This is a genomic window from Roseococcus sp. GW821-FHT12F05 (assembly GCF_058806835.1).
On the sequence record NZ_JBXAQB010000003.1, the window covers coordinates 618,221 to 640,349 of the forward strand.

The following is a 22,129-nucleotide window of genomic DNA, read 5'->3' on the forward strand; positions in this document are numbered from 1 at the left end:
CTTGACATATTAAGTTGATATCAACGTAATTAGGCGATGTCAAACCGCGTGCCCTTCGAGACCACGCTGCATGTTCGTGACCATTGCCTGTGCCTCGCGGCGCAGCGCGCGGCCCGCGCCCTGGCGCGCCGCTTCGACGAGGCGATGCGCCCGGCCGGGCTGACGAGCGGGCAGTTTTCGCTGCTGATGTCGCTGAACCGGCCGGAGCCGCCGACCATGGGTTCGGTCGCGTCGCTGCTGGCCATGGACCGCACCACGCTCACCGCCAACCTCAAGCCGCTGGAGCGCCGGGGCCTGCTGGAGATCGCGGTCGATCCGCAGGACCGGCGCAACCGCCGGCTGAAGCTGACGCCGGAAGGGCAGGCCGTGCTGCAGGACGCCGTGCCCATCTGGACGAGGGAGCATGCGGAGGTCGAAGCGGCTCTCGCGCCGAACGATCTCCGGACCCTGCGCGCCGGGCTGCGCGCTCTGGCCTAGGCCCGCCGCTCCCAGGCCAGCGCCAGGACGAAGCAGAGCAGGCCCAGCACCGTCGCGCCCGCCAGGATCGTGGCCGCCGCCACCGCGGGATTGCTCCCGAAGCCCACCAGCGCCGCGCAGACCGCGCCCACCCCCATCTGGGCGCAGCCGTACAGCCCCGCGGCCGAGCCGATGACCGCCGGGTTCACGCTGACGGCCTTGGTCAGCGAGAGCGGGCTCGTGATGCCCACCCCCACCATGTAGATCAGCGGTCCAACGACGACGGCGACGAGGGTGAGATGCCCCGTCATCACCGAGGCCAGGAACATCAGCGTGCCCAGCACGCCGACCAGGCTGGCGCAGGGCAGCAGCACGGCGAGCGAGAACCGCCGCAGCAGCCGCGCCGCCAGGATATTGCCCAGGGAGGTCCCGAGCATCAGCGTGATCGCGATGAACCCCACCTCGCGGATCGGACGGCCGAGCTGGTCCATCACCATGAAGGGCAGGGCTGTGAGATAGGCGTACCAGCTCGTGGTCGCGCAGCCGCCGCCGATGGCATAGCCGAGGAAGGCCGGCGAGGAGATGAGCCGCCGGTAGTCCTGCGCCAGGGCCGCCACGCTGCGGCCCTGGCCGCCCCGGTTGGTCTCCGGCAGGATGCGCAGCGCCAGCAGGGTGGTGGCCGCGCCCATCAGGCTGAGGAAAAGCAGCACCGCGCGCCAGCCCAGCTGCTCCGCGAGGAATCCGCCGATCAGCGGCGCCATGGCCGGGCCCGCGGAGACGGCGAGGTTCAGCACGGCCAGCCGCGAGGCGGCCTCGCGCGGCGGCGAGACGTCGCGCACCATGGCGCGGCCGAGCGCCAGTCCTGCGCAGCCGCCCATCGCCTGCAGCAGCCGCGCGGCGACCAGCCAGTGCGCCTCCGGGGCGAGGGCCGCCATCAGGCCGGCCAGGCTGTAGAGCGTCAACCCCGCCAGCAGCACCGGCCGCCGCCCGAAGCTGTCCGAGACCGGCCCGTAGAAGAGCTGCCCCAGCGCCAGCCCCAGCACGTAGAGGCTGATGGTCAGCGACATCAGCGCGCCCGGCGCCTGGAGCGCGGCGCCCGCCTGCGGCAGGGCCGGCACGAAGACATGGATGCCGAAGGTGCCGGAGGTGGTGATCAGCACCAGCAGCCAGAGCGGCAGGTGGATGGCGCTGGCGGCGCGGTCGGCGGATTCGGGTGCGGCCATCGCCCTATATTGCGCCGCACCATCGCGTCTGCGGAAGCGGGCGATCAGCTTCCGCGCGCGACGACCTTCTGTGCAGCAGCCCGCCAGGCCGTCCAGGCGTTGTCCGCGGCGGTCCCCAGCCGTCCCGCCTCGATCGAGGCGGCGTTGAGCTGCTGCCGCGCGCCCTCCTTCTCGCTGCCCGTCCGGTCCTCGAAGGCGCGGCGGGCACGGGCGAGGTTGGCCTCGGCGGCGGCAGAGGCGCGGGCGGCCGTGCGGAAGGCGTCCATGAGCTGCCGCGCCTGGGTGTAGTCCGCGATGAGGGCCGTGAGGTCGGCGCGGCCGGGCGCGCCCTCGGGCAGGCGCGAGAGGACGTTGCGCAGCGCGTCCAGCCGGTCGGTGCCGCCGGGCAGCCGCGCCGGGTCGCGCTCGAGGTTCAGGTCGCGCCAGACGGGCGGCAGAGGGTCGGGCAGGGCCGCTTCCCAGAGCGGGATGGTCTGCTGCTGCTCCCGCTCCCAGCTCCAGTCGAGATTGACCGGGCGCCCTTCCAGCATGGCTTCCACGCGGAGGCCGAAATCGCCCTCGGAGGCGGGCACGAAGCGCGGGGTCTCGCCGGGCCGGCGGGGCAGGTCGGCGACGAAGCGGCCGCGGCCGCCGCGCGGGTCGATGGCGAAGGCGACGGTGTGCACCGCGCGTAAGGTCGCGACCACGGCGCCGCGGCGGAACTCGGCGCGGATGGGCGTGGCGTCGCTGCGCTGGGCCACGGTGTACTGCACCTCGCGGTCGCGGGCGAAGGCAAGCAGTCGCGTCTCGCCGGGCGGCAGGCCGAGGAGCTGCGTGTCGCCGAGGAATCCGCCCGCCTCCGCGCCCGTGCTGCCGAAGACCGTCACGATTCCGCCCGGCAATGCGTGATTCGTCTCGTTGCGCAGGCGCACGGCCTGCAGGGGATAGCGGGCGGTCAGGTTCTGCGCCCACCAGACCCGCTCGGCGTTCAGGCGCTGGTCGAGGAAGGGCAGGTTGGCCGTCTCGCCGGCGCGGATGGTGACGGGATCGGCCAAAGTGAAGGCGACGCGGCCCAGCGAGGCCGCGGCCGTCGCTTCCGCGGCGGCCGGCGGCGCGTCGGCGACGGAGGGGGCGGGCGTGGAAGCGGCGAACTCGGCCACGCCGCCCCGGGCCGACAGCCGGGGCATGGGCGCCGCGGCCATCGCGGGCGCCGGCGGCGGGGGCGGCGGCGCCGGCCGCGCGCCGCTGTCCGCGCCGATGTCGACCTGACCGCTGCCCAGGATCGGCAGCTCGCGCCGCGGCAGAATGATCGGCGTGTAGAGCGCCTGGCGGAAGGCCGCCGCCTCGCCCGAGACGAGGGAGAGGCGGATGCCGGTCCAGTCCGCGCCGCTGCGGTTCTCGACCACCGCCCAGCCCATCAACCGCGCGCGGCCGTCGGCGGCGCCGAACTCCGGCACGGCGAGGCGCCAGGACGGCTTCCACAGCGGCGCGCCGGCGACATAGGCCAGCGCGATCTCGCGCTCGGCATTCGCCCCCGGCCGCAGCGCGATGGAGAGCTGCCGCGTGTCCGCCGCGCGCGTGGCCGCGACGGCCTCGGCGGCGCGGGCGATGCGCGCGGCGAGGCCCGGATCGAGCAGCCGCAGCTCCTCCTCCTCGGTGAAGCGGAGGCTGCGCAGGCCGGTCTCGGTGATCAGCGAGACGCGCAGCCCGCCGCGGGCCTCGGTGGCCTCGGCGATGCGGCCCTCGACGCCGCCGATGGAGATGCGCTCGCCGCGCAGCGCATTGAGCAGCGCGGCGCGGCTCTCGAAATCCTCGGGACGGACGGGCAGGCCCCGGAACGCCTCGGCGGCGAGATCCTGGGCGGGCAGGCGCAGGCCCTCCACGCGGCCGGCGGGATCGCTGACCACCAGCGAGCGCAGGATGTCGTCCACGTCCTCGGTGGGCACGCGGAAGGTGAGGGCGGGCTCGGCGGCGGGAACGGTGCCGCTGCGCTCGATCTGCGCGAGGCCGGCGGAGGAGAGGGTGACGCCGCGCACCGGCAGCTCGGCGGCGGACAGCGAGGTCGTGGCGAGCAGCAGCAGCGCGAATGGCAGGCGCGGGGACATGGCGGCATCCTTCCGGGATGTTTGCGCGGGATCATCGCAAACTTCCGGGCAGGAATGCGGCGGCATGTTCTTCAGATGGCGGTCTGCCGCATCAGGCGAAGGAGGTGGCCTGCCAGACCGGCCGGGATCGCGGGCCGCCAGCCCGGCAGCAGATCGGGACGCTGGCCGGGCGAGAGCAGCACGGCGATCTCGACCAGTCCGCCCCGCTCGCCGGGACAGCGGATGGCATGGATGGCGAACTGCTCGCTGATCTCGCCGGCCACGAGGATCGGCCCGTGGTCCCAGGGCACGCGAGCCCGCCCGACGAGGCAGCGCCGGCCTTCGGGGCCGGCATAGACGTTCATCGCCGCGGCCTCACTTCTTCTCGGGTTCCGGGCGCGGCTGCTTCGGCGCGCGGCCGAGGCCCTGGCTCGGATCGGTGAGCTGCACGGGATCGCTGCCGGGAAAGCTGTCCTTCAGCGCCTGGTCGAGCTCCTTTTCGGTCTCGGCCCTGGTCTTGTCGTTCTTCACGGTGCCGTTCATCTGGCCCTCCTCTCGGCGTGTTGCCGCAGGGAGGGAACGCGGGCGGGGCGCGGGAAGTTTCCCAGGTCAGGGAGGGTGACGTGCCGATGGAGCTGCCGCGGGGGATCGTGCCGGTCCGCCTCTATGCCCTGGCCGACCGGCCGGTGATGGAGGTGCGCATGCCGGATGGGGGTGTCGGCGTGATGGCGCTCGATCCGGCCTCCGGCGCCTTCGTCTTCCGCCATGATCTCTTCCCGCGCCTCGGCGAATTCTGGTCGGTGGACCTCGACCGGCTGGATGGCGATGCCTTCGGCCGGCTGGTGGCCCATTGCCGGCTCGTGCGGATGCTCGAGCGCCTGGCCGCGCCCATCATCTGGTCCCGCACCGGCGACGGCATCGTCCCGTATCGCGCCGAGTTCCAGGGACGCGTGCTCACGATCCGCGTAAACGACTTCCCGGCCGAGCCGCTCTATTCCGTGATGTGCGAAGACCAGAACCTCGGCGACCTGGAGGACTGGCCGTCCGCCTGGATCCGGCCGGATTGACCCTGCGCGCCCCGCGTGATGCGCTCCGCCGCGACAACGGGAAGGAACCGCATCATGCCCATCGTGAAGAACCTGGCGAAGCAGCGCCTGAACGAGGGAAAGCTCTCCATCGGCTTCGGCGTGCACCATCTGCGCGGCTCGGCGGTCGGCGCGCTCGGCGCGGCCACGGGCTTCGACTGGCTCTTCATCGACATGGAGCACGGCGCGATGAGCGTCGACGCCGCCACGCAGATCTGCATGGCCGCGCTGAACCAGGGCTGCACGCCCATCGTGCGCTGCTGCAAGGACGCACTCTTCGAGGGCACGCGCTGCCTCGACAACGGCGCGATGGGCGTCGTCGTGCCGCATGTCGACACGGCCGAGGAGGCGAAGGAGGTGGTGAAGGCCTTCCGCTTCCCGCCGCTGGGCATGCGCAGCTGGGGCGGGCCGCCGATCCTCTACGGCTTCGCACCGCCCGACACGGCGACGGCCCAGAAGGAGAGCAACGAGGAGGTCCTCATCGCCTGCATGATCGAGACCGAGGAGGCCGTCGACAACGCCGAGGCCATCGCGGCGGTGGAGGGCGTGGACGTGCTGAAATTCGGCACCAGCGACCTCACGGCGACCATGGGCATCCCGGGCCAGATCGGTCATCCGCGCGTGCGCGCCGCCTACGAGAAGGTGGCCGCGGCCTGCAGGAAGCACGGCAAGGTCATGGGCATGGGCGGCGTCTACGACGAGGTCGTGGCGAAGGACTACATCGCCATGGGCGCGCGCTTCGTGCTGGGCGGCTCGGACCATGTCTTCGTGATGGCCGGCGCCTCAGCCCGGGCGAAGTTCCTGCGCGCGCTGGCGGGCTGATTCGAGAAGGGCCGGGACCGTCCCCGGCCTAACCCTCGGAAATCGTTGCGACTGCGAGCGCCTCGCAATTGCCCTTGCGAACGCCTCGCAATTGCCTTAGGGATGCGACCCTACGCCAGTCCCCAGAGGGTTGCATGCAACGACGGGTTTTTCTCGCCGCTTCCGCTGCCGGGCTTTTCGCCCCGGCCGTGCTCCGCGCCCAGGAACGGGTGGTCAGCCTCTATTCCTCGCGCCACTACGACGCCGACAAGCAGATCCACGAGGCCTTCACCCAGGCCTCCGGCATCCGCGTCCGCGTCATCGAGGCCAATGCCGACCAGCTCATCGAGCGCATCCGCGCCGAGGGCGCCAACAGCCCCGCCGACATCTTCCTGACCGTGGATGCGAGCCGGCTCGCCCGCGCCGCCGAGCTCGGCCTGACGCAACCCTACGCCTCCGCCACCATCGACAGCCGCGTCCCCGAAGGGCTGCGCGACCCGGCGGGCCAGTGGTTCGCCGCCTCGCGCCGCGCCCGCGTCTTCATGTACGACAAGGCCAAGGGCGCGCCGGCCGGCCTCGCGCGCTACGAGGACCTGTCGAAGGACCAGTACAAGGGACAGATCGCCGTCCGCTCCTCCGGCAACGGCTACAACGTGGCGCTGGCCTCCAGCTTCCTGGCCGCCAACGGCGCGGAGGCGACCGAGGCCTGGGCCCGCGGCATCGCTGCCAACCTGGCCCGCCCGCCCGCCGGCGGCGACCGCGACCAGATCCGCGCGGTCATGGCCGGGCAGGGGACGATCGCCATCTCCAACACCTACTACCTCGGGCTGATGTCGATCTCGCAGCAGGCCGAGGAGCGGGAACTGGCGCAGCGCGTCGGCGTCATCTTCCCGAACCAGGGCCAGGGCGACCGCGGCACGCATGTGAACATCTCCGGCGCCGCGCTGGTGAAGACCTCGCCGCACCCGGCCGAGGCCCGCGCCTTCCTGGAGTTCCTCACCACGCCGGCGGCGCAGCGCATCTTCGCCCTCGGCAACATGGAGTTCCCGGCGGTCGCCGAGGCCGAGACGCATCCCTTCCTGGTGTCGCTCGGTGCCTTCCGCGACGAGCCGCCGGACGGGGCGAAGATGCTCGCCAATGCCCCCGAGGCGCTTCGCCTCATGCAGCGCGCCGGCTGGCGCTAAAGGGAGCCGGGTTCCAGACGATGGTCATCTGCCTGTGCAACGGGATGAGCGACGGTGACGTCCGCACCGCCGCCTCCAATGGCGCCTCGCGCCCCAAGGAAGTCTACGAGGGCTGCGGCTGCCGCGCCCAATGCGGCACCTGCACCGCGACAATCCTGAGCATTCTCCGCGAGATGCCCGAGGACAAGGCGCGCGGCTAGGGCACGCGATCGGCGGAGGCGGGATCGCCGGAGCCGTGAATCGCCCCTCGGCAAAAGGACCTGCGAACGAGTTTCACTCCGGTTCGCAATTAAGTCGTTTTTTTACAGGGACTTGATTTTGCCCTGCCGGATGTGACATCCCTTCGGCACACAAAGCCGGAGCGAGCCAGCATGCCCAAGGGCGATCCCAAGGTCATCGAGCACCTGAACACGCAGCTCACCAACGAGCTGACCGCCATCAACCAGTACTTCCTCCATGCCCGCATGCTGGACGACTGGGGCGTGACCAAGCTCGCCAAGCACGAGTACAAGGAGAGCATCGAGGAGATGAAGCACGCGGATGAGCTCATCAAGCGCATCCTCTACCTCAACGGCCTCCCGAACGTGCAGCGGCTGAACCCGATCCTGATCGGGCAGAACGTGAAGGAGGTCCTGGAATGCGACCTCAAGCTGGAACTCAAGGCGATCGAGGACCTACGCGAGGGCATCGCCTATTCCGAGGGTGTCAGGGACTACGTCAGCCGCGACCTGCTGAAGTCGATCCTCGCGAATGAGGAGGAGCACCAGGACTTCCTCGAGACGCAGTTCGACATGGTCGAGCAGATGGGGCTGCCGAACTACATCCAGCTCAACAGCGACGCCGCGCCGGACCAGCACAAGGACCACGGCTGAGGCCGCAGGGACCAAGCCTAAGGATATAGTTCCTTGGCATATAAGTAGGATTGAGCCATCCTGGCCGCCTATAGCGGGCAGCCAGGGTCATGCAGGGACCACCAGCATTCTCGCCGCGGCCATGGTCCTGGGCGGCGACACCGGGATCGCCCGCGGGCCCGCGGCCCGCGGCGCCCGGGTTGCACGCCCCGGCTCCCCCCGGCTGAGCCGGCCATGCTGGTCTTCAGCTACGGCATCCCGAAATCCGGCAGCACCCTGGCCTTCCGCATCGCCACCGGAGTGGCGGTGCTCGGGGGACACTGGCAGCCGCTGCTGCGCGCCGACCTCCGCCTCATCCGCGGACACACCTACAATTTCGCCCAGGAGCTGGACCCGGACGTCCTGTCGAGGCTGGCCGATCGGTTCCGCGACCGCATCCTCGTGATCAAGACTCATGCCCGCCCCGGACCCGAATGGATCGCCGCCTACCAGGCCCTGGCGGCGCGCGGCCTGGTCTCGGCGCATGTGAACCACCGCGATCCCCGCGACATCTGCCTGGCGCTCCTGGACGCCGGGGCGATGGCGCGGGCCAAGGGCGAGATGGCCTTCTCCGAATTCGTGACCCTGGAGGACTCGGTCGCCGCGGTGCGCCGGTATCTCGGCGAGCTGGCATTGTGGATCGGCCTGCCGCACACCCTGACGCTGCGCTACGAGATCACCGGCTTCCGCACGGATGAGGCGATCGACCGCATCAAGGGCCATCTCGGGATCGGCTGCCCCAACTGGCTGGTCCGATTCTACGTGCAGCGCATCGCCTTCACTCACCGCAACAAGGCGCGTCCGGAGCGGCATCGCGCCGAGATGGAGCCGGCCCTGGCGGCGCGGCTGACCCAGGCCTTCGGCCCCTATCTGCGCCGCATGGGCTACGAGCCCGCGCCCGAAGCCTTCGGCGGAAAATAGCCCGTCAGTCCCGGCCCTGCCGCATCGCCCGGGCCAGCACCGCCACCGGCAGCAGCCCCACCACGAGGATCAGCAGCGCCGAGGTGCTCGCCTCCGACAGCCGCTCGTCCGCCGCAAGGTTGTAGACGCGCACCGCCAGGGTATCGAAGTCGAAGGGCCGCACGATCAGCGTGGCCGGCAGCTCCTTCATCGTGTCCACGAAGACCAGGATCGCCGCCGTCAGCAGCGCCCCGCGCGAGAGCGGCAGCTCCACCCGCCAGACCGCGCCGGCCGGACCCGCGCCGAGCGAGCGTGCGGCGGCCTGGAAGGAGGGCTTCAGCCGCGCCAGCCCGCTCTCCACCGAGGACAGCGCCACTCCCAGGAAGCGCACGAGATAGGCGAAGACCAGCGCCGCGACCGTGCCCGAGAGCAACAGCCCCGAGCTCACGCCGAGATGCGCGCGCAGCCAGGCGTCCAGCGCGTTGTCGAGCAGGCCGAAGGGCACCAGCGTGCCGACGGCGATCACCGAGCCCGGGATGGCATAGCCCAGCCCCACCGCGCGATTCGCGAAGCGGCCGGGCGCGCTGGGATGCAGCCGCACCGCCCAGGCCAGCCAGCAGGCCAGCGCCACGGCCAGCGCGGCCGTGATCGCGGCGAGGGTCAGCGAGTTCGTGAGGAAGGGCATGAAGCGGCTCGGCGCCAGCGGGTCGCCGGCCCGCAGCGCCAGAGACAGCATCGTGCCGGCCGGGACCAGGAAGCCCAGCGCCAGCGGCAGCGCGCAGGCCAGCAGGGCCAGCGCCGCCTTCGCCGGCGGCAGCGCCACGGGCCGGACGGGCGCCTGCCGCGTGGTCATCGGGTGAAAGCGCCGTCCGCCGCGGCTCGCCTGTTCCAGCGCCAGCAGCAGCGCCACGCAGAAGAGCAGCGCGGCCGCGAGCTGCGAGGCGGCGCCGCGGTCGGCCATGGCGAACCAGGCCTCGTAGATGCCTGTCGTGAAGGTGCGCAGGCCGAAATGCTGCACCGTGCCGAAATCGGCCATCACCTCCATCAGCACCAGCGCCACGCCCGCCGCCAGGGCCGGCCGCGCCAGCGGCAGCGCCACGTGCCAGAAGGTGCGCGAGAGCGAATGGCCGAGCGTGCGCGAGACCTCCAGCAGGCAGGTGGACTGCGCGAGGAAGGCCGCGCGGCACAGCAGGTAGATGTAAGGGTAGAGCACCATCGCCAGCACCAGGGCCGCGCCGGGCAGGCTGCGCATCTCGGGGAACCAGTAGCCGCCGTAGCGCCAGCCGGTGGCCTCGCGCAGCGCCGTCTGCACGGGGCCGGCGACGTCCATCAGCCAGACCCAGGCGTAGCCGCTGACATAGGCGGGCATGGCCAGCGGCAGGAGCAGCGCCCAGCGCAGGATGTCGCGGCCGGGAAACCGGCAGGCGGTCACCAGCCAGGCGGTGACGGCGCCCGCGCTGCCCGCCATGAGCGCCACGAGCAGCGCCAGGATCGCGGTGTTGCCCAGCAGCTCCGGCAGGGAGGTCTGCCAGATGTGCCACCAGACGGCACCCGCCGGCACCATAGCCGCAGCCAGCACGGCCGCCAGCGGCAGCGCGATCAGCAGCACCGCCGGCCAGGTCAGCCTCACCCAGAGCGGCCGGTGATGCCGCGGCGCGGCCGCGCTCACGGCCGGTTGCGAGAAAGTCTCATTCGCGGCGCATACAGGATGCGCCGCTGATGGTCAGCCCTTCTTCTTGGCTTCCCAGTCGGCGACGCTGATGCGCGGCACCTCCACGCGGTCGCGCGTGGTCGTGTACCAGCCGCGGCCATGCATGCGGCCGACGAGGTCGAGCTTCGGCGTGTCCACGTAGTGCTTCGCCGCGTCCATCACGGCCTCGTCGTGGATGTGCATGGCCACCACCTTGCCGAGCACGATTGTGTGATGGCCGACGGGGATGAGCTGGAAGGTCTCGCACTCCATCGCCACCGGGCTCTCGCCGATGCGCGGCACCTGGATCTTGGTCGAGGGGATCTTGGTGAGGCTGGCCTCGTCCAGCTCATCCACCTCGGCGTCGAAGTCGATCGCGGTCGCGTTCATCGCGTGGATGTGGGAATGCGGCACGAGGCAGACGACGAACTGGTTCAGCGCCTTGATGTTCGCCAGCGTGTCCTTGAAGCTGCCGGAGGGCTTGGGGCCGACGCCGATGCCGACCACCACGGGGCTGTCGGTGAAGACGTTGAAGAAGGAGAAGGGCGCCGCGTTCACCACGCCGGCGGCGTCCTGGCTCACCACCCAGGCGACCGGGCGCGGCACGACGGTCGAGACCACGAGCTTGTAGCGTTCGGACGCGGGAAGGGTCTCGAAATCGAAGAACATGGACGGGGCCTCACGGGTTTGCCGCGGAAAATTGGGCGCGGCGCCGGGAAGAGTCGAGAGGGCCTCGCCGTTCACCGGCTCTTAACCGGATGGGGCGTAGACCGATCCCGAAGAGGAGATCAGGTCCCATGCGATTCTTCCGCGATCTGTCGGTCGGCCGAAAGCTGGCCACGAGTGCAGGCCTTGCCGTCCTGCTGCTGACTGCCCTGGTCCTGCTGGTCATGCGCGAGAGCGTCCAGGTGGCCGAGCAGCAGGTGGCGGAGCGCCAGGCCGTGGCCGCCCGCGCCGCCGCCGACGAGGCCGCGCGCTTCGCCGGCGACGCCTTCAGCGCCCAGCGCGGCGTGCTGCTCGCCAACGATCCCGCCCAGCTCCAGCGGGAGACGGAGCAGATGCGCGAGCGTCTGGACCAGGCCGCCGCCGCCCTGCAGGCGGCGCGCCGCGACGCCACGGCCGCCGCGGCCACCCAGCCGCTGGAGACGCTGGAGGCCGAGCTCGCCACCCTCCGCGGCGGCCTCGACGAGACGGCCGCCGCCCGGTCCGAGCTGATCGCCAAGCGCGACCGCGACTTCTTTCCCCGCTTCTCCGAATTCGATCAGGCGCTGGAGGCGGCGACCGCCAACCTGCAGTTCGGCATGAGCGGCGATGCCCGCGACGAGCTGCGCGACGTGATGAACACCTATGTCGCCTCGGTGAACGAGGTGCGGCTCGGCATCCAGCGCTACCTGGCCACCGACGACGCGCCCTCCGCCGCCCGCGTGCGCCGCGCCGCCGCCCAGGGCCGCGTGCACGCGCGCCGGCTGACCTCGGCCGCCGCCGAGGAGGTGAAGCAGGACATGGCCCGCCTCACCACGGCCGGCCAGCGGCTGGCCGACGAGGCGGAGGCGCTGATGGGCATCGGCGCCCGCATCCTCGAGATCCGCACGAGCCGCACCGCTCCCGTTCTTGAGCGCATGACGGCCGCCTTCGGCACCGCGACCACAGCGCTGGCGGCGGATGCCCGGAGCCGCGCGCAATCCGCGGCGGCCGCGATGACGGCCCTGGAGCGCAGCGTCTGGATCATCGGCGGCGTGGTGGCGCTGATCCAGATCCTCTCCGGCCTCATCACCGCCCGCGCCATCGGCACGCCGCTGCGCCGTATCGCGGCCGCGGTGCGCCGCATCGCCGCCGGCGAGACGGCCGAGCCGGTGCCCGACCGCAACCGCCGCGACGAGATCGGCCAGATCGCGACCGCGCTGGAGGAGCTGCGCGGCGGGGTGGAGAAGGCCTTCGCCCAGCAGCAGATGCTGGAGCAGATGCCGCTCGGCGTGATGATGGCCGATCCGAAGGACGAGTTCCGCATCCGCTACATGAACCCGGAAAGCACACGGCTGATGGGCCTGATCGAGGGCGATCTGCCGGTGAAGGCGGAGGAGGTGCTGGGTCAGAGCCTGGATATCTTCCACAGGAATCCGGCGCACCAGCGCGAGATTCTGGGCGATGCCTCGCGCCTGCCGCATCGGGCCCGCTTCGCGCTCGCGGACCAGGTGATGGACCTCAACGTCACCGCCATCCGCGACCGTGCGGGCGACTACGTGGCCCCGATGCTGGTCTGGACCCTCGCCACCGCGCAGTCGCAGCTGGCCGATAATTTCGAGCAGGAGATCGGCGGCGTGGTGGATGCTGTGGCGACGGCCGCAGGGCAGATGCAGCAGTCGGCGAACGTCCTCTCCGGCTCGGCGGCGACCTCCGGCCGTGAGGCCGAGGCGGTGGCCGAGGCCTCGGGCCGGGCCGAGGCCGACGTGCAGGCTGTGGCCGCCAGCGCGGAGGAACTCGCGGCCAGCGTCGCCGAGATCACCCGCCAGGTGGCCGAGGGCGCCCAGGTGGCGCGCGCCGCGGCCGACGAGGCGCGGGCGACCGACGGCACGGTGCAGGGCCTGGCCCAGGCCGCGAGCCGGATCGGCGACGTCGTGCGGCTGATCAGCGACATCGCGGGGCAGACCAACCTGCTGGCGCTCAACGCCACGATCGAGGCGGCGCGGGCCGGCGAGGCGGGCAAAGGCTTCGCGGTGGTGGCGAGCGAGGTGAAGAACCTCGCCGCGCAGACCGCCAAGGCCACCGAGGAGATCGCGGCGCAGATCGGCGGCATCCAGGGCACGACGGAGCAGGCCGTGACGGCGCTGCGCTCCATCAGCCTCACCATCGAGCGGATGAACGAGGTCACGACCGCCATCGCCGCTGCCGTCGAGGAGCAGGGCGCCGCGACGCGCGAGATCGCCCGCAGCGCGGCCCTGGTGGCCGAGGGCACCGGCGCCGTCACCCGCCGGATCAACGACGTGCGCAGCGCCTCCGGCGAGACCGGGCGCTCGGCGGGCGAGGTGCTGGAGGCCTCGAACGACCTGGCGAACCAGGCCGGCGTGCTGCGCGACAAGGCCGGCGAGTTCCTGAAGCAGGTGCGGGCGCAGTAGGGCGCGATCCGCCGAGGCGGGAGCACCGGAACGGTGGATCGCCTCTCGGCAACGGCCTCGGTGCCCGCGACGGGAGCGCGCCGCCCAATCCTTGGGCGGCGCAAGCTTCCGACCGATTTTCCCGTGTCCTTCCGCGGATTGCCCGACATTCCGGCCGGGACCTACCCTGATCCCAGCATCGCGGACGGGGACTTGGTGAGATGGATGTCGGCGTCTTCCTTCCGATCGGCAACAACGGCTGGCTGATCTCCTCCACCTCGCCGCAGTACAGGCCGAGCTTCGAGCTCAACCGCGAGGTGACCCTGAAGGCTGAGAAGTACGGCCTCGACTTCGCGCTCTCCATGATCAAGCTGCGCGGCTTCGGCGGGCCGAGTGAGTACTGGGACTACAACCTCGAGAGCTTCACGCTGATGTCCGGCCTGGCTGCGGTCACGCGGCGGATCAAGCTTTTCGCCTCGGTGGCCGTGCTCACCATCCCGCCGCCGATCATCGCGCGCATGGCCGCGACCATCGATTCAATCGCGCCCGGACGCTTCGGCGTGAACATCGTCTCGGGCTGGCAGAAGGCTGAATACGAGCAGATGGGCATCTGGCCCGGCGAGGTGCACTTCGCCCGCCGCTACGATTTCTGCAGCGAGTACGTCCAGGTCATGAAGGACCTCTGGACCACCGGCCGCTCGGACTTCCGGGGTGACTTCTTCCAGATGACGGATTGCCGGCTGGGGCCGACGCCGGCGAAGCCGATCGAGATCATCTCGGCCGGCCAGTCCAACCGCGGCATGCGGTTCGCCGCGGAATATGCCGACTACAACTTCCTCAGCGCCGGCGGGGTGAACGACGTCTCCGAAGTCCGGCAGCACACGGATCGGCTGCTCGCCGCGAACGCCGCCGCCGGCAAGAGCTGCGGCGCGATGCTGCTGATGATGGTCATCGCCGACGAGACCGACGCCGCCGCCATGGCCAAGTGGGAGCATTATGTCGAGGGCACCGACCTCGAGGCCCTCGCCTGGCGCGATTCCCAGGCCGGCGCCGACGTGAAGGCCGAGGCGCATTCCACCGTCGGCCGCATGATCCGCTCGCGGCGCGAGCCTACGCAGATGCTGCGCCTCATCGGCTCCTACGCTACCGTCGCGAAGCATCTGGACGAGCTGGCCGAGATTCCCGGCCTGCAGGGCGTGATGCTGACCTTCGACGACTTCCTCATCGGCATGGAGCAGTTCGGGACGCGCATCCAGCCGCTCATGCGGTCGCGGCAGCACGTCTCCCTGGCGGCCTGAGCGGGATCAGATCCGCAGGCCGAGGCGGGTCACGCGCGCCTCCTCCTCGTCTGCCGTGCGGGCGATGAAGCGGCCGTAATCGGCGCTATCCAGGTACTCCAGCGGCATGTCCAGCCGCGCCAGCGTCGCCACGTGCTGCGGATCATGCGCCGCGACCTTGAAGCCGTCATGCAGCCGCTGCAGCAGCTCCGGATCCATGCCCAGCGGCCCCACGATCCCATAGGGCGAGGTCACCACCATGTCGCGGTAGCCGAGCTCGGTCAGCGTCGGCACCTCGGGCAGCTTGGGCGAGCGGTTGCGCACCCAGACGTTGAGCGCCCGCAGCCTGCCGTCGGCGATCAGCTGGATCGCGCCGGAGCCCGCGGCCATGGCCTCGATGTGCCCACCCATCAGCGCTGGCATGCCGTCGCCCTCGCCGCGGAACGGCACATGGGTGACCTCCACGCGTTCCCGCTCGGCCAGGTCGACCATGGTGAGGTGCGGCGTGCCGTTGGCGCCGGTGTTGCCGATCTTCACCAGGGTCGGCCGCTGGCGCGCGTCGGCCACCAGCTCGGCCCAGCTCCGGTAGGGGCTCTCGGCCCGGACCAGCACCATGAACAGGTAGCCCGTCAGGTGGATGATCGGCGTGAAGTCGGTGCGCGGATTGAAGGCCATGCGCTGCATGAAGGGCAGCCGGATCGCCGGCAGGGCGAACTGCGCCAGGGTGTAGCCGTCCGGCCGCGTGCTGCGCATGTTGGCCGCCGGCAGCGTGCCGCCGCCGCCCGGCCGGTTCTCGATGATCACCTGCTGGCCGAAGGCGCGCGTCGCGGCCTCGGCGAAGCCGCGCATCTGCACGTCGGTGGCGCCGCCGGCGGGGAAGGAGATCTGGATGGTGATGGGGCGGCTCGGAAAGCTCTGCGCCCCGCCCAGCCCGGGCGCGAGGGCGGGCGCGGCCAGCGCCCCGGCGAGCAGGTGACGACGTTTCATGTTTCACTCCCTGTAGAGCGCCTCATCTAGCAAAACCGGGCGCCGGCCAGGGAAAAACCTTGCCTACTTCACGATGGCGTCGATCTCCTGCGGGGTGAAGCCGAGTTCCGCGAGGATCTCGCGGCCGTGCTCGCCGCGCAGCGGCGGCGGGCGGCGCAGCTCGCCCGGCGTGCGCGAGAAGCGCGGCGCCGGCGCGGGCTGCATGGCGCCCTCGCGCTCGAGGAAGGTGCCGCGCACCGCATTGTGCGGATGGGCGCTCGCCTCCGCCATGGTCAGCACCGGCGTGACGCAGGCGTCGCTGTCCACGAAGATCGCCGCCCATTCGTCGCGCGGGCGGGTGCCGAAGGCCGCGGCCAGCAGCGCCTTCTGGGCCGGCCATCGGGACGGGTCCATGCGGCCCTCGAAGAGCCTCGGCTCCAGCCCGATGCGCACCAGCATGTCCTCGAAGAATTGCGGCTCGATCGGGCCCACGGCGACGTAGCGCCCGTCGGCGCATTCATAGCTGTCGTAGAAGGGCGCCGCGCCGTCGAGCAGGTTGGCCGCGCGCCGATCCCTCCAGCGGCCGCGCGCCCGCAGGCCGAAGATGGGCGCCATCAGCAGCGCCGCGCCATCCACCATGGCGGCATCCACCACCTGGCCCTGTCCGCTGCGCTCGCGCTCCAGCAGGGCCGCGAGCAGGCCGAAGGCCAGCAGCATCCCGCCGCCGCCGTAGTCGCCGACGAGGTTCAGCGGCGGCGCGGGCGGCGAGCCGGCGCGGCCCATCGCATGCAAGGCGCCGGTCAGCGCGATGTAGTTGATGTCGTGCCCCGCCCGCAGCGCCATGGGTCCTTCCTGGCCCCAGCCGGTCATGCGGCCATAGACCAGCTGCGGGTTCCGCGCGCGCACGACCGCCGGACCCAGGCCCAGCCGCTCCATCACGCCGGGACGGAAGCCCTCGATCAGCGCGTCGGAGGTCTCCGCCAGGCGCAGCACGGCCTGCACGGCCTCGGGCTTCTTGAGGTCGAGTGCGAGGGAGCGGCGGTTGCGCAGCGTGACGTCCTGGCGGGAGCCCTCCGGGCCATCCATGCGCTCGATCCGGATGACCTCGGCGCCGAGATCGGCCAGCAGCATGGCGCAGAAGGGGCCCGGGCCGATGCCGGCGATTTCCAGGATGCGGAGACCGGCGAGCGGACCCATGGGCACATCTCCGTTCGTGGGGGCGAGCCATGCGCCATGCTGCACCGCATCGAGAGGCAGCGCACCTGCGGATATGCGGTCAGCGCAGCGCGCGCGGCGCGCTCACCGAGCAGCGCAGGCGCGCGATGTCCCGCAGCAGCGCGGCGGCCTCGGCATGCCGTGCCGTGCCGGGGGCGAACTCGCCGGAGCGGATGCGCGCGGCGAGGCCTGCGGCGTCGCCCGCCAGGGCCTTCAGGCGCGCCTCGACCGGCGCCGGATCGGCGGCCATGGCGCGCGCCGCGATGGCCATGGCATTCGCGGTCATCCGCGCCTCGTAATGGAGATGCGCGGGCAGGGCGGGCAGCAGCTTCTGCAGCAGGGACTCGCGGGCCGTGGCGAGGAGGTCGGCGGCGTCAGGTGCTTCCAGCATCGAGGGCCTCCACCTGGCTGATGATGTCGAGCTCCAGCTCGGGGATGATATGCGCGGTCAGCGCCAGCTCCAGCCCGCGCTCCTGGCCGGAGAGGTGCCGCGCGCCCTGGTCGGCGGCGATGACGGCCCAGCGGAGGCTGGCGGCCAGCTCCCAGAAGGGCAGGCGCAAGGGATCGGCGGCGGGGCCATAGCCTTCCAGCAGCGCCGCGCGCGGGCCGAGGCCGCCGGCCTCCAGCGCGAGGTTGCCGAAGCGCCAGCAGGGCGCGCAGAGCCAGCCGAGATCGGCATGCGGATCGCCCCAGGCGGCGAACTCCCAGTCGAGCACGGCGGTGATGGCGTGGTCCTGCACCATCAGGTTCCCGGTGCGGAAGTCGTTGTGGCAGAGGACCGGGGGCAGGGGCGGCAGGGGATTCCGTTCCAGCGCCGAAAGCCCCCATTCCAGGATGGGCCGGGGCGTGCCGGCGGCGTCGAGGCGCTCGCGCATGGCGCGGATGAAGTCCACGCCCGCATCGGCCGGTGGCGCGCCGAGAAAGGCGAGGTCGTCGCGCGGCGGGGTGATGCTGTGGATGCGCGCCAGCTCACGCCCGGCGTTGTGGACCAGCGCCGCGTCGCCCCCTTCGGCCGCGGCCTGCTTCGCGAGACGGAAGGCTGTCGCGGTGCCGGCGACGCGCCGCATCACGAAGAAGGGTGCGCCGATCACCGCCGTGTCCCCGCAGCAATGGAGTGGCTCCGGCACGGTCACGCCGGCCGCGAAGGCCGCGCGCAGCAGCGCGAACTCGGCGGTGCGTGGCAGCGAGACCGCGAGCGTTGCGGCATTGTCGGTGCGCAGCACCCATTCCTCGGCGACGCCGTTGCGCGTGACGGAGATCGCCCAGTTCTGCTGGATCGCGCCGCCCGAGAGCAGCGAGGCGGCGCCGATCTCGACCGGCACGCCCGCCGCCTCGGACAGCCAGGCGTTCAGCGCCTTGCGGCGCGCCTCATCCATGATGGCCCCAGGCGAAGAAGCCGCCGCCCTCGCGGCGCAGGAAATTCGCCAGCACCATGCGGTGCACCTCCGAGGCGCCGTCCACCAGCCGCGCCTGCCGCGCGTAGCGGTACATCCACTCCACCGGCGTGTCCTTGGAATAGCCCTTGGCGCCGAGCAGCTGGATCGCCGTGTCGGCCGCCTTGTGCAGAGCATCGGCGGCGACGATCTTCGCCATGCTGACCTCCTTGCGCGCGAAGTCGCCCTGGTCGAGCTTCCAGGCCGCGCGCATGGTCAGCAGCCGGCTGATGTCGAGCTGCATCGCCGCCTCGCCCACCATCATCTGCACGGATTCGCGGTCGGCCAGCTTCACGCCGAAGGTGGAGCGCCGCTCCGTGTGCGCCTGCGCGATCTCCAGCGCGCGGCGGCCCATGCCGGTCCAGCGCATGCAGTGCGTGAGCCGCGCCGGGCCGAGGCGGATCTGCGTCAGCTTCAGCCCGTCGCCCACGCCCATGAGGCGGTTCTCGTCGGGGATCTCCAGCCCATCGAAACTGATCTCGCAGTGGCCGCCATGTTCCTCGGGGCCCATGATCGGGATGCGGCGCTCGATCTTCCAGCCGGGCGTGTCCGCGTGGAAGAGAAAGGCGGTGAGCCCCTTGCGCGGATCGTCGCTGGTCTTGGCCATCAGGATGAAGTGCTTGCTCTCGCCCGCGCCCGTGATGAACCACTTTCGGCCGTTGATGCGCCAGCGGTCGTTCCCGACGCGCTCGGCGGTCGTGTAGGTCATGCCGGGGTCGGAACCGGCGCCGCCGGGCTCGGTCATGGCGAAACTGGACTGCACCTCGCCGCGGACGACCGGCATCAGCCACCAGTCCTTCTGGTCCTGCCGCGCGACCTTGTTCATCACCATCATGTTGCCGTCGTCCGGCGCGGCCGAGTTGAAGCAGACGGGGCCGAAGATGGAGCGGTTCATCTCCTCGTAGCAGGCGGCCATGCCGGTGAAGGGCAGCCCCTGGCCGCCGATCGCCTCAGGCAGCTGCAGACACCAGAGTCCGGCGGCCTTCACCTCCGCGCGCAGGATCTGCAGCAGCGCGGGCGAGATGTTTTCGTGCTCGTCGTAGCTGGCCCGGTCGGCCTCCAGCGGGATCAGCCGGTCGTTCACGAAGGCGCGGACGGCCTGGCGCTTGGCTTCGCTCTTGGGGTCGAGGGTGAAGTCCATGTCGGATGCTTTCAGACTGCGTTGATCGAGTGGCCGCCATCGACCGTGATGACCGAGCCCGTCATATGCGCCCCGGCCTGCGAGGCCAGCAGCAGCAGCGCGCCGTCCAGATCCTCCGGCTTGCCGAGGCGGCGCTGCGGGATGCGGCGGATCATGGCCTGCCCGCCCTCGGAGGCGAAGAACTCCGCATTGATATCGGAGGCGATGTAGCCCGGCGCGATGGCGTTCACGCGGATGGAATGGCGCGCCAGCTCCACGGCCATCTGCCGCGTGAGCTGGATCAGCCCGGCCTTGGCGGCGGTGTAGCCGGCGACGCCCGGGATCACCCGCAGCCCGAGGATGGAGGCGATGTTGACGATCGAGCCGCCCGTCTTCGCAGCGACCATGCGCCTCGCCGCCGCCTGGCCGACGAGGAAAGCGCCGCGCAGGTTGATGTCGAGCACGCTGTCCCAGTCGGCGGCCGTCTGGTCGAGGAAGCTGCGCGTGACGGCGATACCGGCATTGTTGACGAGGATGTCGCAGACCGGGCCCGCATCGAGCGCGGCGGCGATGCTCGCCTCATCCTTGATGTCGAGGCGGACGGCGCTGGCGCGGGGGGCCAGTTCGGCGGCGATCTTATCGCAGGCCTCGATGCGGCGGGCGGCCAGCACGACCTCGGCGCCGGCCTTGTGCAGCACGCGGGCGAAATGGCCGCCGAGAAGCCCGGAGGCCCCGGTGACGAAGGCCCTGCGGCCCTCCAGCGAAAACACGTTTGATCCTCCCGCGGTGCGGCGCGGGAGGATCGGCGGCGCAGCCGTGAGGGTCAACCCGGCGCGATGCGCGACGCCAGCGGCGTCCAGCGGGCGATCTCCTCGGCGAGGTAGCGCCGCGCGGCCTCCGCGCTCGGGTCTGGCCAGGTCTCGATATTGGCCTGCAGCAGCCGCTCGCGCACGGCGGGATTGGCCAGCGCCGCGAAGCAGGCGGACTGGACGGCGCGCTGCGCCGCCACCGGCGCGCCGGGCCGCGAGAAGAGGATCTGCCAGGCGTTGAGGTCGTAGCCCGTCAGCACGCTCGCGATCGGCGGCACGCCCGGCACCAGCGCCGAGGCCTCGGGCGTGCTGACGGCGAGCGGGCGCAGGGCACCGGAGCGGACCAGCGGCATGATGATGGTGGGGCTGTCGATGGTGAGGTTCATCCGCCCGGCCACGAGGTCCTGCACGGCATTCGCGGCCGAGCGGTAGGGCACGATGGTGAAGCTGGTGCCCGACATCTGCTTGAGCAGCTCGCCGGCGAGGTGGTTGCTCGCGCCCGGATTGGCCGAGCCGAAATTCGCCTGCTCGCCCTGCGCGCGCAGCCAGGCCAGCAGCGTCGGCAGGTCGGTCGCCGGCACGCTGGGGTGCACCGCCAGCACGAAGGGCTGCCGGCCCACCAGCGCGAGCGGTGTGAAGTCCGCCACGGGATCGAGCGGGAAGTTCGGGTAGACGGCCTTGGTCAGCGCATGGCCGTTGGTGCCGATATAGATCACCGACCCGTCGTTCGGCGCGCGGTGGTAGGCCGCGGCGCCCACCGTGCCTCCGGCGCCGACCACGTTCTCCGGCACCACGGGCTGGCCGAGCGCCTGCTGCATCCCCTCCGCCAGGACACGCCCTGCGATGTCGGTCACGCCCGCCACGCCCACCGGGATGATCAGCCGCAGCGGCCGGCTGAAGGTCTGCGCGCGCGCGGCGAAGGGCAGGGCGGTGCCTGCGGCGAGGATCTGGCGGCGAAGCATGCGGGAGCTCTCTTGGCGATGGGGCATCTCGGGTCCACGATGCAAGCCATGCGCCAGATCCGACTGCAAGAGCCTTTCCGTGCCGTCTTCTACGCACCCTTCTACGCGGCGCTGGCCCGCGATGCTTATAAGGAGCAGGGTGTGGCGGTGGAGCTGGTCTCCGGCACGCAGCCCTCGCTCGCCAAGGATTCGGTGCTGGAGGGGCGGGCGCATCTCGCCTGGGGCGGGCCGATGCGCATCCTGCTCGCGCATGACGCCGATCCTGCCTCGCCACTGCGCAATTTCGGCGCGGCGATCCTGGGCGATCCCTTTTTTCTCGTCGGCCGGACGCCGCGGCCCGACTTCAGTCTCACCGATCTCGCGACGCTCACCCTGGGCACGGTCAGCGAGGTGCCGACACCCTGGTGGACCCTGCAGGACGATATCCGCCGCGCCGGCCTCGACCCGGACAGCGTGCGTCGCGTCACCGACAGATCCATGGTCGAGAATGCCACCGCCGTCGCCGAGGGCCGCCTCGACGTGGCGCAGCTCTTCGAGCCCTTCGTCAGCCAGATGGAGGCGGAGGGCACCGGCCATGCCTGGCACGCCGCCGCCTCGCGCGGGCCGACCTCCTACACGACCTTCTATTCGAGCGTGCAGAACATCGCCGAATACGCGCCCGAGTTCCGCGCCATGATCCGCGGCCTCGCCGCCACGCAGCGCTGGTTCATGGCCGCCACGCCGGAGGAGATCGTGGCCACCATCGACGGCTTCTTCCCCGGGATGGATCCGGCGCTCCTGGCCCGCTGCCTGCAGCGCTACCGGGACCTGGGCATCTGGACCGCCACGCCTCACTTCCCGCCCGAGCCCTTCGACCGCCTGCAATCCGCCATGCGGAGTGGGGGCGCCATCCACAGCGAGCCGGGCTATGATCATTGCGTGGACGACGCGATCACCGTCGCGGCGCTCGCGGAGAACTGACCG

The 22,129-nt window shown here is 71.4% G+C and carries 23 protein-coding genes; 10 read left to right on the forward strand and 13 right to left on the reverse strand.

The window, feature by feature from the left end:
- Positions 1 to 36: 36 nt before the first annotated feature.
- Positions 37 to 477 (forward strand): MarR family winged helix-turn-helix transcriptional regulator, encoded by a 441-nt coding sequence (locus AC1ROY_RS11310; protein ID WP_493148907.1) that lies wholly within the window; start codon positions 37 to 39, stop codon positions 475 to 477.
- Here AC1ROY_RS11310 and AC1ROY_RS11315 read toward each other — a convergent pair.
- From AC1ROY_RS11315 to AC1ROY_RS11330, 4 genes are all read right to left on the reverse strand, one after another.
- Complete coding sequence (locus AC1ROY_RS11315; RefSeq protein ID WP_493148908.1) at positions 474 to 1,679, reverse strand: multidrug effflux MFS transporter; 1,206 nt, start codon at positions 1,677 to 1,679, stop codon at positions 474 to 476. The two genes, AC1ROY_RS11310 and AC1ROY_RS11315, sit on opposite strands and share 4 nt — an antisense overlap.
- A 44-nt stretch (positions 1,680 to 1,723) precedes the next feature.
- Positions 1,724 to 3,763, reverse strand: a complete 2,040-nt coding sequence (locus AC1ROY_RS11320; RefSeq protein WP_493148909.1) for a DUF4139 domain-containing protein — start codon at positions 3,761 to 3,763, stop codon at positions 1,724 to 1,726.
- Between the two features lie 71 nt (positions 3,764 to 3,834).
- The gene (locus AC1ROY_RS11325) at positions 3,835 to 4,107 is read right to left on the reverse strand and encodes a hypothetical protein (RefSeq protein ID WP_493148910.1); all 273 of its coding nucleotides are present in this window, start codon (positions 4,105 to 4,107) and stop codon (positions 3,835 to 3,837) included.
- 10 nt (positions 4,108 to 4,117) lie between these two features.
- The gene (locus AC1ROY_RS11330) at positions 4,118 to 4,285 is read right to left on the reverse strand and encodes a hypothetical protein (protein ID WP_493148911.1); all 168 of its coding nucleotides are present in this window, start codon (positions 4,283 to 4,285) and stop codon (positions 4,118 to 4,120) included.
- 80 nt (positions 4,286 to 4,365) lie between these two features.
- Between AC1ROY_RS11330 and AC1ROY_RS11335 the strand changes: the two genes are divergently transcribed.
- The 6 genes from AC1ROY_RS11335 (at position 4,366) to AC1ROY_RS11360 (ending at position 8,623) form a co-directional block, all read left to right on the forward strand.
- Positions 4,366 to 4,809: a hypothetical protein gene (locus tag AC1ROY_RS11335; RefSeq protein WP_493149028.1), complete on the forward strand. Its 444-nt coding sequence runs from the start codon at positions 4,366 to 4,368 to the stop codon at positions 4,807 to 4,809.
- A gap of 54 nt (positions 4,810 to 4,863) precedes the next feature.
- Positions 4,864 to 5,649, forward strand: coding sequence for an HpcH/HpaI aldolase family protein (locus AC1ROY_RS11340; RefSeq protein ID WP_493148912.1), 786 nt, complete (start codon positions 4,864 to 4,866; stop codon positions 5,647 to 5,649).
- Positions 5,650 to 5,783: 134 nt separating this feature from the next.
- Complete coding sequence (locus AC1ROY_RS11345; protein WP_493148913.1) at positions 5,784 to 6,812, forward strand: extracellular solute-binding protein; 1,029 nt, start codon at positions 5,784 to 5,786, stop codon at positions 6,810 to 6,812.
- Positions 6,813 to 6,832: 20 nt separating this feature from the next.
- Positions 6,833 to 7,012: a (2Fe-2S)-binding protein gene (locus AC1ROY_RS11350; RefSeq protein WP_131547393.1), complete on the forward strand. Its 180-nt coding sequence runs from the start codon at positions 6,833 to 6,835 to the stop codon at positions 7,010 to 7,012.
- A 171-nt stretch (positions 7,013 to 7,183) separates the two neighbouring features.
- Entirely contained in the window at positions 7,184 to 7,684 is a 501-nt protein-coding gene (gene bfr, locus AC1ROY_RS11355; RefSeq protein ID WP_493148914.1) for a bacterioferritin, read from the forward strand.
- Positions 7,685 to 7,897: 213 nt separating this feature from the next.
- Complete coding sequence (locus AC1ROY_RS11360; RefSeq protein ID WP_493148915.1) at positions 7,898 to 8,623, forward strand: hypothetical protein; 726 nt, start codon at positions 7,898 to 7,900, stop codon at positions 8,621 to 8,623.
- Positions 8,624 to 8,627: 4 nt separating this feature from the next.
- On the opposite strand, the gene AC1ROY_RS11365 is transcribed toward AC1ROY_RS11360, so the two are convergent.
- Both AC1ROY_RS11365 and AC1ROY_RS11370 read right to left on the reverse strand, forming a co-directional pair.
- Positions 8,628 to 10,271, reverse strand: a complete 1,644-nt coding sequence (locus AC1ROY_RS11365) for an ABC transporter permease (protein WP_493148916.1) — start codon at positions 10,269 to 10,271, stop codon at positions 8,628 to 8,630.
- 54 nt (positions 10,272 to 10,325) lie between these two features.
- Positions 10,326 to 10,961 (reverse strand): flavin reductase family protein, encoded by a 636-nt coding sequence (locus AC1ROY_RS11370; RefSeq protein ID WP_493148917.1) that lies wholly within the window; start codon positions 10,959 to 10,961, stop codon positions 10,326 to 10,328.
- 128 nt (positions 10,962 to 11,089) lie between these two features.
- Here AC1ROY_RS11370 and AC1ROY_RS11375 point away from each other — a divergent pair, with 128 nt between their 5' ends.
- Together AC1ROY_RS11375 and rutA are read left to right on the forward strand one after the other, a co-directional pair.
- The gene (locus AC1ROY_RS11375) at positions 11,090 to 13,405 is read left to right on the forward strand and encodes a methyl-accepting chemotaxis protein (protein ID WP_493148918.1); all 2,316 of its coding nucleotides are present in this window, start codon (positions 11,090 to 11,092) and stop codon (positions 13,403 to 13,405) included.
- 200 nt (positions 13,406 to 13,605) lie between these two features.
- A complete protein-coding gene (gene rutA, locus AC1ROY_RS11380; RefSeq protein WP_493148919.1) occupies positions 13,606 to 14,682 on the forward strand; it encodes a pyrimidine utilization protein A in 1,077 nt (358 codons plus the stop codon).
- 6 nt (positions 14,683 to 14,688) lie between these two features.
- Here the strand turns inward: rutA and AC1ROY_RS11385 are convergent, their stop codons facing one another.
- From AC1ROY_RS11385 to AC1ROY_RS11415, 7 genes are all read right to left on the reverse strand, one after another.
- The gene (locus AC1ROY_RS11385) at positions 14,689 to 15,648 is read right to left on the reverse strand and encodes a tripartite tricarboxylate transporter substrate binding protein (protein ID WP_493148920.1); all 960 of its coding nucleotides are present in this window, start codon (positions 15,646 to 15,648) and stop codon (positions 14,689 to 14,691) included.
- A gap of 63 nt (positions 15,649 to 15,711) precedes the next feature.
- On the reverse strand, positions 15,712 to 16,824 hold the full coding sequence (locus tag AC1ROY_RS11390) for a CaiB/BaiF CoA transferase family protein (RefSeq protein ID WP_493148921.1): 1,113 nt from the start codon (positions 16,822 to 16,824) through the stop codon (positions 15,712 to 15,714).
- Between the two features lie 79 nt (positions 16,825 to 16,903).
- Positions 16,904 to 17,233: a DUF6285 domain-containing protein gene (locus tag AC1ROY_RS11395; protein WP_493148922.1), complete on the reverse strand. Its 330-nt coding sequence runs from the start codon at positions 17,231 to 17,233 to the stop codon at positions 16,904 to 16,906.
- Positions 17,217 to 18,218 carry a phosphotransferase family protein gene (locus tag AC1ROY_RS11400; protein WP_493148923.1) on the reverse strand — a complete coding sequence of 334 codons (1,002 nt, stop codon included), beginning with the start codon at positions 18,216 to 18,218 and terminating at the stop codon, positions 17,217 to 17,219. Before AC1ROY_RS11400 ends, AC1ROY_RS11395 begins: the two co-directional genes overlap by 17 nt.
- Complete coding sequence (locus AC1ROY_RS11405) at positions 18,211 to 19,416, reverse strand: acyl-CoA dehydrogenase family protein (RefSeq protein WP_493148924.1); 1,206 nt, start codon at positions 19,414 to 19,416, stop codon at positions 18,211 to 18,213. Before AC1ROY_RS11405 ends, AC1ROY_RS11400 begins: the two co-directional genes overlap by 8 nt.
- An 11-nt stretch (positions 19,417 to 19,427) precedes the next feature.
- Positions 19,428 to 20,165 (reverse strand): SDR family NAD(P)-dependent oxidoreductase, encoded by a 738-nt coding sequence (locus AC1ROY_RS11410; protein ID WP_493148925.1) that lies wholly within the window; start codon positions 20,163 to 20,165, stop codon positions 19,428 to 19,430.
- Between the two features lie 53 nt (positions 20,166 to 20,218).
- Positions 20,219 to 21,166 (reverse strand): Bug family tripartite tricarboxylate transporter substrate binding protein, encoded by a 948-nt coding sequence (locus tag AC1ROY_RS11415; protein ID WP_493148926.1) that lies wholly within the window; start codon positions 21,164 to 21,166, stop codon positions 20,219 to 20,221.
- Positions 21,167 to 21,214: 48 nt separating this feature from the next.
- Here AC1ROY_RS11415 and AC1ROY_RS11420 point away from each other — a divergent pair, with 48 nt between their 5' ends.
- Entirely contained in the window at positions 21,215 to 22,126 is a 912-nt protein-coding gene (locus AC1ROY_RS11420; protein ID WP_493148927.1) for an ABC transporter substrate-binding protein, read from the forward strand.
- Positions 22,127 to 22,129 lie beyond the last annotated feature (3 nt).

Excerpts from the sequence above, each read along its gene's own strand:
- AC1ROY_RS11310 (WP_493148907.1), top strand. The coding sequence starts at position 37 with ATGTCAAACCGCGTGCCCTTCGAGACCACGCTGCATGTTCGTGACCAT.
- AC1ROY_RS11315 (WP_493148908.1), bottom strand. The coding sequence starts at position 1,679 with ATGGCCGCACCCGAATCCGCCGACCGCGCCGCCAGCGCCATCCACCTG.
- AC1ROY_RS11320 (WP_493148909.1), bottom strand. The coding sequence starts at position 3,763 with ATGTCCCCGCGCCTGCCATTCGCGCTGCTGCTGCTCGCCACGACCTCG.
- AC1ROY_RS11325 (WP_493148910.1), bottom strand. The coding sequence starts at position 4,107 with ATGAACGTCTATGCCGGCCCCGAAGGCCGGCGCTGCCTCGTCGGGCGG.
- AC1ROY_RS11330 (WP_493148911.1), bottom strand. The coding sequence starts at position 4,285 with ATGAACGGCACCGTGAAGAACGACAAGACCAGGGCCGAGACCGAAAAG.
- AC1ROY_RS11340 (WP_493148912.1), top strand. The coding sequence starts at position 4,864 with ATGCCCATCGTGAAGAACCTGGCGAAGCAGCGCCTGAACGAGGGAAAG.
- AC1ROY_RS11345 (WP_493148913.1), top strand. The coding sequence starts at position 5,784 with ATGCAACGACGGGTTTTTCTCGCCGCTTCCGCTGCCGGGCTTTTCGCC.
- AC1ROY_RS11350 (WP_131547393.1), top strand. The coding sequence starts at position 6,833 with ATGGTCATCTGCCTGTGCAACGGGATGAGCGACGGTGACGTCCGCACC.
- bfr (WP_493148914.1), top strand. The coding sequence starts at position 7,184 with ATGCCCAAGGGCGATCCCAAGGTCATCGAGCACCTGAACACGCAGCTC.
- AC1ROY_RS11360 (WP_493148915.1), top strand. The coding sequence starts at position 7,898 with ATGCTGGTCTTCAGCTACGGCATCCCGAAATCCGGCAGCACCCTGGCC.
- AC1ROY_RS11370 (WP_493148917.1), bottom strand. The coding sequence starts at position 10,961 with ATGTTCTTCGATTTCGAGACCCTTCCCGCGTCCGAACGCTACAAGCTC.
- AC1ROY_RS11375 (WP_493148918.1), top strand. The coding sequence starts at position 11,090 with ATGCGATTCTTCCGCGATCTGTCGGTCGGCCGAAAGCTGGCCACGAGT.
- rutA (WP_493148919.1), top strand. The coding sequence starts at position 13,606 with ATGGATGTCGGCGTCTTCCTTCCGATCGGCAACAACGGCTGGCTGATC.
- AC1ROY_RS11385 (WP_493148920.1), bottom strand. The coding sequence starts at position 15,648 with ATGAAACGTCGTCACCTGCTCGCCGGGGCGCTGGCCGCGCCCGCCCTC.
- AC1ROY_RS11390 (WP_493148921.1), bottom strand. The coding sequence starts at position 16,824 with ATGGGTCCGCTCGCCGGTCTCCGCATCCTGGAAATCGCCGGCATCGGC.
- AC1ROY_RS11395 (WP_493148922.1), bottom strand. The coding sequence starts at position 17,233 with ATGCTGGAAGCACCTGACGCCGCCGACCTCCTCGCCACGGCCCGCGAG.
- AC1ROY_RS11400 (WP_493148923.1), bottom strand. The coding sequence starts at position 18,218 with ATGGATGAGGCGCGCCGCAAGGCGCTGAACGCCTGGCTGTCCGAGGCG.
- AC1ROY_RS11405 (WP_493148924.1), bottom strand. The coding sequence starts at position 19,416 with ATGGACTTCACCCTCGACCCCAAGAGCGAAGCCAAGCGCCAGGCCGTC.
- AC1ROY_RS11415 (WP_493148926.1), bottom strand. The coding sequence starts at position 21,166 with ATGCTTCGCCGCCAGATCCTCGCCGCAGGCACCGCCCTGCCCTTCGCC.
- AC1ROY_RS11420 (WP_493148927.1), top strand. The coding sequence starts at position 21,215 with ATGCGCCAGATCCGACTGCAAGAGCCTTTCCGTGCCGTCTTCTACGCA.